This window comes from Rhodoferax sp., assembly GCF_037143375.1.
In the GTDB taxonomy this organism is placed as follows: domain Bacteria; phylum Pseudomonadota; class Gammaproteobacteria; order Burkholderiales; family Burkholderiaceae_C; genus Rhodoferax.
On the sequence record NZ_JBAWYV010000106.1, the window covers coordinates 1 to 11,056 of the forward strand.

At 55.4% G+C, this 11,056-nt stretch carries 7 protein-coding genes and 2 pseudogenes; 5 read left to right on the forward strand and 4 right to left on the reverse strand.

Annotated elements, in window-relative coordinates:
- Both WCG50_RS13940 and WCG50_RS13945 read left to right on the forward strand, forming a co-directional pair.
- Positions 1-807 (forward strand): annotated as a pseudogene (locus tag WCG50_RS13940) (DNA mismatch repair protein MutS); the annotation flags it as partial.
- Between the two features lie 40 nt (positions 808-847).
- Complete coding sequence (locus tag WCG50_RS13945; RefSeq protein WP_336900209.1) at positions 848-1,006, forward strand: hypothetical protein; 159 nt, start codon at positions 848-850, stop codon at positions 1,004-1,006.
- Positions 1,007-1,044: 38 nt separating this feature from the next.
- On the opposite strand, the gene WCG50_RS13950 is transcribed toward WCG50_RS13945, so the two are convergent.
- Positions 1,045-4,290: an ATP-binding protein gene (locus tag WCG50_RS13950; protein WP_336900210.1), complete on the reverse strand. Its 3,246-nt coding sequence runs from the start codon at positions 4,288-4,290 to the stop codon at positions 1,045-1,047.
- 278 nt (positions 4,291-4,568) lie between these two features.
- On the reverse strand, positions 4,569-5,624 hold the full coding sequence (locus tag WCG50_RS13955) for an MBL fold metallo-hydrolase (RefSeq protein ID WP_336900211.1): 1,056 nt from the start codon (positions 5,622-5,624) through the stop codon (positions 4,569-4,571).
- Positions 5,625-5,708: 84 nt separating this feature from the next.
- Here WCG50_RS13955 and WCG50_RS13960 point away from each other — a divergent pair, with 84 nt between their 5' ends.
- From WCG50_RS13960 to WCG50_RS13970, 3 genes are all read left to right on the forward strand, one after another.
- Positions 5,709-7,256, forward strand: a complete 1,548-nt coding sequence (locus tag WCG50_RS13960; RefSeq protein WP_336900212.1) for a HAMP domain-containing sensor histidine kinase — start codon at positions 5,709-5,711, stop codon at positions 7,254-7,256.
- Between the two features lie 130 nt (positions 7,257-7,386).
- Positions 7,387-8,214 carry a proteasome-type protease gene (locus WCG50_RS13965; protein ID WP_336900213.1) on the forward strand — a complete coding sequence of 276 codons (828 nt, stop codon included), beginning with the start codon at positions 7,387-7,389 and terminating at the stop codon, positions 8,212-8,214.
- Positions 8,215-8,216: 2 nt separating this feature from the next.
- Entirely contained in the window at positions 8,217-9,026 is an 810-nt protein-coding gene (locus WCG50_RS13970; protein WP_336900214.1) for an alpha/beta hydrolase, read from the forward strand.
- Here WCG50_RS13970 and WCG50_RS13975 read toward each other — a convergent pair whose 3' ends face one another.
- The gene (locus tag WCG50_RS13975) at positions 9,027-10,706 is read right to left on the reverse strand and encodes an ATP-binding protein (RefSeq protein ID WP_336900215.1); all 1,680 of its coding nucleotides are present in this window, start codon (positions 10,704-10,706) and stop codon (positions 9,027-9,029) included.
- Positions 10,703-11,056 (reverse strand): annotated as a pseudogene (locus WCG50_RS13980) (HD-GYP domain-containing protein); the annotation flags it as partial. The gene WCG50_RS13975 and the pseudogene WCG50_RS13980, both read right to left, overlap by 4 nt.

The following is an 11,056-nucleotide window of genomic DNA, read 5'->3' on the forward strand; positions in this document are numbered from 1 at the left end:
CTGGCCGAGACCAGCAGCGGCGCCTTCATCGCCAATGACACGCGCTTGGGACCCAAGCAGCGCATGCAAATCATCACCGGCCCCAACATGGGCGGTAAATCGACCTACATGCGGCAAATTGCGGTGATCGTTTTGCTGGCCAGCATGGGCAGTTATGTGCCGGCCAGCGCCTGCCGACTCGGGCCGATTGACGCCATCCACACCCGTATTGGCGCCGCCGACGACCTGGCCAACGCCCAGTCCACCTTCATGCTGGAGATGCTGGAAGGCGCTCAAATTCTGCACGCTGCCACGCCCAACTCGCTGGTGCTGATGGACGAAATTGGCCGTGGCACCAGCACCTTTGACGGCCTGGCGCTGGCCAGTGCCATTGCCACCCAGCTGCATGACAAAACCCAGGCCTACACCCTGTTTGCCACGCACTACTTTGAGTTGACCGAGTTCCCGGCCAAACACCACGCCGCCATCAACGTGCATGTGAGTGCTGTCGAGTCGGGCCGCGACATTGTGTTTTTGCACGAAATCCAACCTGGCCCGGCCAGCAAAAGCTACGGTATTCAGGTCGCGCGCCTGGCCGGCATGCCCGCCGCCGTGCTCAACCACGCCCGCCACACGCTGGAAGCACTGGAAGCCAAAGCCACCGAATCCCAAGCCCAAGTCGACTTGTTTGCGGCACCACCCGCTATTGAAAATATAGCTTCCAGCGCAATAGAGACGGCGGTTGCAGCCATAAATCCTGATAATTTAAGCCCCAGAGAAGCACTGGAAGCGCTGTACCAATTGAAGGCGCTGGCGAGCAAGGTGTAAGGCAGGCGATCAGTTAGACTGAACCAAAGGAGAAACTACTATGGCAGGCGTATTTGGAAAAGACCCGAACATGAAGAAGAGCAACCACGCAGAACTGGAGAGGCTCAATTTGGAGCGTAAACAGAAGCTGGCACTGGCGGCACTTAAGTTCAATCAGAAGAAAGTTGTCCCACCGTCAAAAGACGCTGACGGTAAGTAACTACAGTCAATAACTTATCAAACACCGGCAACCGCGCCTCAAGCTTTGGCATAACGGGCGTCAAATTGCTGGTGTGACGATTTAAGGGTCTGCATGGCGGACTGCAATTCATCGAACAAACCCGGCATGACATCGGCCTGTCCGACCTTTCGGCCGAATGCCCGGGCGACTGCGTCCAACAGACTGGCTGTCGTCATCGGTTTGGCCGTCACTTCAAGTTTGACGCCCGCACTGGCCATTACCGCCTGCTCCATCTCGGTCAGGGGTGCCATCAAGACCACCCATGGCAAAAAGATACCGGGTGTGGCGTCAGCCTGGCGCAGCATTTCCAGACCATCCATACCGGGCATTCGCCAGTCAAGGAGCAGCAGGTCGTATTCACGTTTTTCACTGGCATTGCTTAACAAGGCTTGCAGACCGGCTTCACCCGACGCCACAGCGTGCGCCTGCCAGCCCAAGGCCGTGCAGGATCGCATCAAAACTTCTCGCGCCAAGGGGTGGTCATCCACAATCAGGACGAACAAGTTGGCGGGGAGGTCTTCTGATGCCGATGACTTTGTTTCTTGTCCCCGCGTCAGTGACAAGTCAAGTCGAAATTCGCTACCTTGACCCAAGGTGCTGTCCACTTCAATGTGCCCGCCCATCAGGTTGGCGAGTTGGGCGCAAATGGCCAGCCCCAAGCCGGTGCCGCCATAGAGACGACTGGTGGATGTATTTGCTTGCGTAAATCCGTTAAAAATGGTGGCCAGTGATTCTGTGGCCATGCCGATACCGGTATCGCGCACACTCAATTGCAAGGTGGCTTGTTCCTCTGCCAAGGCATCCTGACCGGTTACACACCGTACCGACACCACGATCTCACCGGCATCGGTGAACTTGACCGCATTGCTGATCAGGTTCAGCAGGATTTGCTGCACGCGCAAAGCATCGCCGACCCAGGTATCGGGCACGTCAGAGGCAACGTCCAGCAAAGCTTCAATCGGCTTGTTTCCCACACCGATGCCCAATACCGAGGCAGTGGTGCGCATGAGTGACCTCAGCGAAAACGCAGCGTGCTCCAGATGCAACTCGCGGGCCTCAATCTTGGAGAAGTCCAATACATCGTTGATCAAGGTCTGCAACGCATTGGCCGACAACTGAATATTTTCGGCATAGTCCCGTTGACGACGACTCAATGGAGAGTCCGTCAATAGCCGGGACAGGCCGACCACCGCATTGAGGGGGGTGCGCAACTCGTGGCTGACATTGGACAGAAAGTCGCTCTTGGCCTGGTTGGCGGCGTCAGCCGCCTCAAGCGCTTGCGCCAGGGCTTGCTCGGACTTTTTGAACGATGTGATGTCCGTGTAGGTCAGCAAAATCCAGTCTTTGGAAATTTGTTGCCCACGGACTTCCAGGTAGGTCCCGTTGGTCTGGAGTCGCTCGAAACAGAAGGTTTGGCGGTCCTTCATTGTTTGAAGAAACCCGGTCATGGCCGCTTCATAGGTCTGATTCGGATAGTCACCCCGGTCAAAATTGAAACTGACCATCTCCGCAAAACTCAAGGACTCCTTTTGCGCCAGTTCAGGCGGGTAGTCCAGGATGATGCCAAACAGTTTGTTGCGCAGAACTACTTCTCGCGCCTCATTCAAAACCACCACTCCGAAGGACAAGGACGCAAGAACCTCTTGAAGAAATTGGTTGAGTTCGGAGATTTTCTGCTGGCGCGCCTTGCTCACCCGGTTGTCGACCATCGTGCTTCGGGTGGCGACGAACTGGCCTTGCGCATCAAGGATGATGTTGGCACTCACCAGAAAAGGGATGCGGGAGCCGTCTTTGCAGGAGACTTCAAATTCAACCTCTCGGATCTGGCCGTCGCGTTGCAGTAGTGGATACACCTGCGCAAATCTGACCCTATTTTCAGGGTCAAGAAACTCGGTCATGCGCCGACCCAGATACTCTTCGCGGGTGTAGCCCAGCAAATCAAGCTCCGTCTGGTTGACCTGGACCAGCCGACCCTCTGCATCCAGCGAGTGGTAGCCACATGGGGCCCTGTCGTAGAGATCGGTCAGCGCTTGAGTACGCTCCTGCACTTTACCCTCCAGCGCTTGATTGAGTTGTTTGAGCGCCTTCTCACTGGCGCGTAAATCGACCTCGGCGAGGTGGGTCTCATGCGTTTTTTCCACCAATTGGATGGCCGTCTGGGCCATGGCGTCCACCACCGCCTGGGCTTCACGAAAATAGACCGGGGGTGCGGACAAGGCTTTACCTTCGGAAAGGTCCCGGGCCGGCAGGGTCAGCGCCGTGACCGATTGCGAAATTCGCCTGGCAAGAACGGTGGCCAGGGTGACACCCAAGCCTAGCAGCAGGAGAATGCCTGCGCCCATCGCGACCACCCGTTGCGTCAACACGGATTCCAGTTCTTGACGGGGAATGCCAATACCCACCTTCCAGTGGTGGCGCGCCGAGGTGCTGAAAAACCCCAGAATCGGGGTGGCTTCCAGCGTATCGACCTCCAGAGCACCTTCATTTTCCGGAAAGTGGGCCAATAACACTGGCGAGGCTTTCTGCCCCACAAATTGCTCGGCCTGAAGGGTGCGGGCGGCAATGGTGCCTGAACTGTCAAAAATGCTGAGTATCCATTCATTAGGCAACTGTTTCGAATGTTGCTGCTGGTGCTGATGCAGCAGGTCGTTAAGCCATTGCGGAGACATGCCAACACTCAGGACGTAGGCTACTTTTCCTTTGATAAATACCGGCACGGCCACGGTGACCGTGGGTTTGGCAACAACCGCACCGATAAAAACATCGGAGACCACGGTTTGTCCGGTGGTAAAAACCTGACGCAATTGCGCCTGATTGCCATACCGCGGCAACGGCTCTCCAAACTCGAGCAAGGTGTTGACGAGTTCCTGCCCGGTTTCATCACAGATCAATACATTTCTGGCAATGTTGGTCGCTTTCAATATCTCACGCGACTTGCGGTGGAAGTCCTCGAGGTTGTTGGTCGTCAGGTTGGCGCTGTGCGAAAGTGCCACCGCGAGCACTTCGATTTGCGCAAATTTGTTGTCCACCGCCATCACGAGCGCCCGAGCTGTCTGCAGTGTTGATTGTTGAAGCTGGGTGTGTCCTTCATTCAGCAGATGAACAAAAAGAAATACAGCCCCAAGGATGCCGGGCAGCAGGCAGCCCAACGCCAGCCACAGCAAGAGGGCTTGTGCAGAGGGCAGAGGTTTTAATTTTTCGGGAGGCGGGGTTGGGGCACTCGGCAGCATTTCGGCTGGAAAAACAGGCAGTTTGTTATTCATTGGCTCCACCCATGGGTCATGGCAAAGCCATGCCCAAATTTATTGACATATATCTATTTAATTTGAAGCAATAGTACTAAAGCAGCCTCCCACAACGCTGAATGACCGGTTTTGAAAATGGATTCGGCAAACTGGCTGAATGCCACCTGATCTAAAAAGTCAAAAAATACCAGAATTCATTCCAGCACTAGGCTACAAGGGTTCGCTAAGTCATCAGCGTCGTAAAACTCGGCTGGACTTGATTGCCCCACTGGCTGTGATGACCAGGACACGGCTTCTCACATTGCTACAGCACGTGTTTCGCCGTGGCGCATTAGCCAGACCGAATCTTTGGTCAGGCCGCGCGCTTGCAACGCCGCCGCCAAATCTCGCGGCGGATGGTCAAAGGCTTCCTGGGTCAGCTTGAAAGTCCCCCAATGCACTCCCATGGCTTGCTTCGCCTCCAGATCCAGCATGAGTTGGACCGCATCGGATGGGTTTACATGCATCTTCTTCATGAAGTCGCGTGGCAGGTAGGCACCGATGGGCAGGGCCAAAAAATCCACCGCACCCAGGCGTTCGCGAATGGCTTTGAAGTCGGCGCTGTAGCCCGTGTCACCGGGAAACAGAAAGCGCCAGGCGTCGATTGCGCCGGGGTTTCGTTCCACCATATAGCCGCCCCAAAGCGATGCATTGGTGTCAAACGGTGTGCGCCGGCTCCAGTGCTGTGCCGGGGTGAAATGGATGCGAATAGGCTCAAGCAAGGCTTTGCCGTCAATGTCACGAGTCACATCCGCATGGTCCCACCAGTCCAACTCGGTCACATTCGGAATGTTGCGTGCGTCAAACCAGGCTTTAAGGCCTAGCGGCACAAAAATCCGGGGTCGTTGCCCGGAAGCCACCATCGCGGCGAGGGTCGCGTCGCACAGATGATCGTAATGGTTGTGCGAGATCAGCAGCACATCGATGGGGGGCAAACTATCCCCCCGCAGCGGTGCAGGCACCATGCGCGGCGCACCAAAGCGCCCGTATGGCCCGGCAAAATCGGCCAGCGTCGGGTCCGTCAGCACGTTCAGCCCACCCAGCTGCAGTAGCACTGACACATGGCCCAGCCAAGTCACGACGGGTGCCTGCTGTCGCTGGGCAATGCGCGCATGGTCCACGGCGACACTCCATTCCCCGGCAAAAGAGGCATAGCCGTTCTGTGGTTCTGTGAGAGGCTTGAAGTCGCCACGCAAGCTGCGCCACACCATTTCATACCAGGGGAAGTCACCAATGACGACCGATGGGTCGCTGTTGGCGAAGCCTGTTTTGCGGTGATGTGCGGGTTTGGCGTGAAAAGTATCTGTATTCATATTCGTTGTGACTTATGGTTTGGCTCAAGACAAGTAAACTGCCAATGTCGACTCAAGGAGTGGATCAGTAAAAATAGAAACCAAATGGAAAATATAGATAGCACCCTGAGATTGATGATGCTGGTCATTTCCGGAATCTTCGCGATCTCCTGGCTGTGTCTGGCCCTTGCATTTCGTCTTATCCCCAAGGCATCGGCCAGTTTCTTTCTGGCCAATGTCTCAGTCGGTTTGGGCGTCATATTAATGCTGCAGCGTGCTGACCACCCCGGATTCCTGAGTTTTCAGGTGGCTGACTGGCTCGTGATCTTCGGCCTCGTCACCTTCCAGTCTGGCATATTGCGGCTCTTGCGGGACCCGCCTCCTTCCCTTTGGGTGCGATATATCCCGCTATGGATTGAGATCGCGGCGACTGCAACATTGGCGCCCGATACCAGTTCCTACCTGTACCGCGCATTGGCGTTCAACATCATTGCCAGCGTCACGACCTGCTCTGGATTTATGGAGTGCGTCTGGGGTGATGGGTCGCACCGATTCAAGGGCTGGGTCAAGGCTCTGATCGCATGGCCGTTTCTTGGCGCGGGGCTCTTATTTGGTATTCGCGCCTACCAGGTGCTGTCCATCAGACTGGCAGAGGGTATTTCTCCGGTGGATACGACGCTGCATTTCACGCTGTTTTTGTGGACCTTCATTCTGCTGCTGGTCGTCACCAATATTTCATTGGTCGGGCTGCTGGTCCATGCGCTGCAAAAAAATGAGGAAAATTTACTATTGCAGTTAGACAAGGCCAATGCCCAGTTGACTTCGCAATTGCAATTGCAAACCGAACAACTGCATGACACTGATCGCACCCTGAGCCAGATACGAATCGACTACGAAAAAGCGTATCCCTTGGCCCGGATGGCCGCTGTGATTCCTTCAATAACGCACGATCTGAATACATCTATTGGATGCAGCATCATGGCCGCCAGCGTTATTGATGAATCCATTGATAATTTTGAAATTACCAAGTTGCCCGACACAAGGCTCACAAATGATCGTGAAAACATCATCAAGTCTGTCCGAAATGGTTTGAAGCTCATTGAACTGTCCAATCAGCGCTCGGCCGAACTGGTGTCAAGCTTGAAGCAGTTGTCCATTGATCAGGTCACCCAGCAGCGCAGGTCGTTTCTGGTCGATGAACTCATTGATGACGTCGTGGCCACTCTGACGCCCGCCCTTGAAAAACGCCAGATTCACGTCGTTTTTGACATGGCGCCCGGTCTTTTGATGGACAGCTTCCCAGGTCCATTGGGTCAGGTGGTCTCCAACCTCGTCCAAAACGCAATGCTGCATGGTTTTGACGGCCTGGAGGACGGGACGATCACGTTACGCGCTCAGGCCTTGGGCAAAACACACATTCGCATTGAAGTTGAAGATGACGGCAAGGGCATGACCGATGCTGTGCGCGCCCATCTGTTTCAAGCCTTTTTCACCACCATCCCTGACAAGGGTGGTTCTGGCCTGGGACTGACTTTCTCCAACCGGTTGATCCAAAATGTTTTGGGCGGGAAAATCTCGGCCGAATCCAAGCCGAATGAAGGTAGCCGCTTTATTATTGAACTGCCCAACGTAACGCCGACGGTAGCCGCTTAGCGACATCCCCCGGAAAGTTACGCCCGGCACGAATTCTGCATGGAGCATTTGCAGCCCCAAGCTGGTACAAAATCGGATATTCATTTCAAGTGCCACCGGCACCCCCAGTTTTACTTTTATTCAAAACAACATGACATATTGCGTCGCCATCAAACTTAACGCCGGACTGGTGTTCCTCTCTGACTCCCGCACCAACGCCGGACTGGACCAGATCAGCACCTTTCGGAAAATGATCGTTTACGAAAAGCCCAACGACCGTTTCATGGTGCTGCTGTCGGCCGGCAACCTGAGCATTTCTCAATCGGTGCGTGAAATACTGCAAATCGAGCAACTCAAAGACCACCCTGAAAGCGAGCCGATCACCATTTGGAACGCCAAAAGCATGTTTGATGCCGCGCGCGTGCTCGGCTCGGCCATTCGCCACGTCTACGACCGTGACGCAGCCTCACTCAAGCAAGCCGGTGTTGAATTCAATGTGTCACTGATTTTTGGTGGCCAGATCGCTGGCGAAGGCATGCGCCTGTTTCAGGTTTACTCGGCTGGCAACTTCATTGAAGCCACGCCCGAAACACCGTATTTTCAGGTCGGCGAATCCAAATACGGCAAACCCGTGCTGGACCGCGTCATCACGCCCGAAACCCCACTGGATGAAGCGGCCAAGTGTGCACTGGTGTCAATGGACTCCACGCTCAAGTCCAACCTGTCGGTGGGTTTGCCACTTGACATGGTGGTCTACGAAGCCAACACCTTCCAGACCGACAAGGTGGTGTGCATCGATGAAAACAACCCCTACTTCAAGATGATGCACAACAGCTGGGGCCAAAAATTGCGTGAAGTGTTTGACAGCATCGAAGACCCGAGCTGGCATGGTGAGCAAACCGGCGTGCCGCTGATGGTCGAGTCCAGCCGCAACCGCACGCTGAAGAAAATCAGCACGCCCCAAGAAAAACTCATCTAAAAATGGTTGTTTTTTCTCATGCCAACAGCTTTGGCGCCAGCACCTACCGGGTGTTGTTCAAACACCTGAAAGCGCGCGGCTTCACGGTCAAGGCGATCGAAAAATTTGGCCATGATCCGAAGTACCCGGTCACCGACAACTGGCCGCATCTGGTGCAACAACTGATTGACTTCACCCAGACCGAGGTGCAAAAAAAAGGCGAACCCGTTTTTTTGGTCGGTCATTCGCTGGGTGGGTTTATCAGCCTGATGGCCGCTGCCCGGGCCCCTGAACTGGCACGCGGCGTGCTGCTGCTGGACGCACCCATTCTGGGCGGCTGGCGCGCCACCACGCTGGGCGTCATCAAAAGCACGCAAATGGTGGGATCGTGGTCGCCCGGGGCGGTCAGCCGTCGACGCCGCAACACCTGGCCGAGTCAAGAGGCGGCGCTGGAACACCTGCGGCATAAAAAAGCATTCGCCAAATGGGACCCGCAAGTGCTTGAAGACTACATTGCCTATGGCACGCACGACGAAATTCACGGAGACGAAAAAAAACGTGTACTGAGCTTTGACCGTGATGTAGAAACCGCCATCTACAACACCCTGCCGCACAACTTGGAATCAATTTTGAAGCGCCACCCGGTCAAATGTCCGGTGGCTTTTATGGGCGGCACGCAGTCGGTGGAAATGAAGCAGGTCGGCATGGCCATGACCGAAAAAATCACCAAAGGCCGCATCATGATGCTTGACGGCAGCCACCTGTTTCCAATGGAAAAACCACTGGCCACCGCAGCGGCCATAGAAGCCGCGTTGCTCAACCTGGGCGCCTGATCAGCGACCCGACTCGATGGCTGGGTGCGGGAAGATTTTCGGCAAGATCACCCTGAACGTACTGCCCTGACCCACCTCGCTTTTGACCTCGATGCGCCCGTTGTGTTTTTTCACAATGCCATAAGCCAGGGACAAGCCCAGGCCCGTGCCTTTACCTACTGGTTTGGTGGTGAAAAAAGGCTCAAAAATCCGGCTCAGATTCTCAGGTTTGATGCCTTTACCGGTGTCTTGCACCTCCACCCAGACTTGGCTCTCGTCTTGCCCGGTACGCAGGGTGATGGTGCCGTGCACTTCAATCGCATGCGAGGCATTGACCAACAGGTTCATGAATACCTGGTTGAGCTGGAACGGGAAACACTCGATTTGCGCAACACCCGCAAACTCCTTGACCACTTCGGCCTTGTATTTGAGCTCGTTCCAGACCACGCGCAAGGTGCTTTCCATGCCCACTTCCAGGTCAGCCCACTGGCGCTCTGATTCATCCACATGGGAGAAGTTTTTCAAATCCTGCACGATGCGCGTCACGCGCTTGACCCCGTCCAGTGACTCCGCCAACAGCGAAACAATGTCTTCGCGCAAAAACTCAACATCAATATCGGCCTTGAGCTGCTTGATTTCTTGCAGTGTCGCGACTGTCAGGCTACTTTCTGCCTGCTCGTACACCGACAGCAGTCTGAGCATGTCAGTGACATAACCCTGCAGGGAGCCCAGGTTGGAGTTAACAAACCCCACGGGGTTGTTGATTTCATGCGCCACACCGGCCGCCAGTTGCCCGATGGAGGCCATGCGCTCGGACTGCATCAACTGGTTTTGGGTTTCTTCCAGGCGCTTGATCAACTGGGCCTGGCTGTCCTTTTCTTGCTGCAATTTTCCATTCACGGCGTTCAAATCGGCAGTTCGGTCCAGTACCCGTTGCTCCAGCAAACGGCTCGACTCGCGCAAGGCTTCTTCCGCCCGCGTGCGCTGTGTGATGTCTTGAAAACCAAACACACGCCCAATGATTTGTTCGTTCAAATACTGGGGCCGCGAACTCGCTTCGAACACACGACCATCACGCAGATGCAGCAGGTCTTGTGTCTCGCCGTTGTCTACGATGGCACTCAGTCGCGCACGCAGCAGTTCTGACTCCTGCACGTTCGCCACGATGAAATCGAGAATACCGGCATCATCCTGCCAGTTCAGCAAGTCATCGGGGATGGTCCACAATTTACCAAACAGACGGTTCATGCTGTCGATTTTTCCCTTCCAATCGATCACAAGAATGCCGTTGCTGGTGGATTCCAGAGTGGCACGCAACTCCGACAGGGTGTGCTCCAGCGCATCTTGTGCCACGTTCTCGCTTTGCGTCAGGACGGCGCGCACCAACAGCAAGGGCACGCCGTCGTACGCAAGCAGTTGGATGGACTTGCGCACGCTCAGCAAATCACCATTGCAGCAACGGTACTCATCGTCCTGGTCTTGCACCTCCAGCGTCTGGCCGCCGCGAACATCTTCCCAATAAAAAACGTCCTGCAGGGCGCTCTCCACCTCGGTAATGAGCAAGCCCTTGATTTGCGATGGCGCATACCCCAGCGTGCTGGCCGCGGTGGCATTGGCCACCTCAATCTGCAAGCTTGTCGGATTGACCAGCAGCAAAATCTCCGGGCAATGGTCGAGCATCAGTTGGGCTAAATGACTCATGGCTTGCCCTCCACAGCCCGTCCGGAGGCCGCGTCAAAGTAGTAACTGACCCGCTTGCGCGGGCTCAAATAGTTGTAAACATCACGCGGCACCTGGGCTGGCCGGATGGCCTTGGCAATGTTGAACTCGGTCTCGCGTTCCATATCCAGCAACAGGGCCTCCTCTTTGGGGATTTGAGAGTCGTAGATCATCACTGTCGGCTTCATGGGCCGGGCGGTGTTGACCGTGGCGACCATGCCAACGGCGCCATTGGACAACTGCACGATCGTGCCCGGCGGGTACACCCCCAGGCAGCGAATGAAAACCGGCAACAACTTGGGGTCAAACTTGCCCCGCAGCTTGGCAAACAT

Excerpts from the sequence above, each read along its gene's own strand:
- WCG50_RS13945 (WP_336900209.1), top strand. The coding sequence starts at position 848 with ATGGCAGGCGTATTTGGAAAAGACCCGAACATGAAGAAGAGCAACCAC.
- WCG50_RS13950 (WP_336900210.1), bottom strand. The coding sequence starts at position 4,290 with ATGAATAACAAACTGCCTGTTTTTCCAGCCGAAATGCTGCCGAGTGCC.
- WCG50_RS13955 (WP_336900211.1), bottom strand. The coding sequence starts at position 5,624 with ATGAATACAGATACTTTTCACGCCAAACCCGCACATCACCGCAAAACA.
- WCG50_RS13960 (WP_336900212.1), top strand. The coding sequence starts at position 5,709 with ATGGAAAATATAGATAGCACCCTGAGATTGATGATGCTGGTCATTTCC.
- WCG50_RS13965 (WP_336900213.1), top strand. The coding sequence starts at position 7,387 with ATGACATATTGCGTCGCCATCAAACTTAACGCCGGACTGGTGTTCCTC.
- WCG50_RS13970 (WP_336900214.1), top strand. The coding sequence starts at position 8,217 with ATGGTTGTTTTTTCTCATGCCAACAGCTTTGGCGCCAGCACCTACCGG.
- WCG50_RS13975 (WP_336900215.1), bottom strand. The coding sequence starts at position 10,706 with ATGAGTCATTTAGCCCAACTGATGCTCGACCATTGCCCGGAGATTTTG.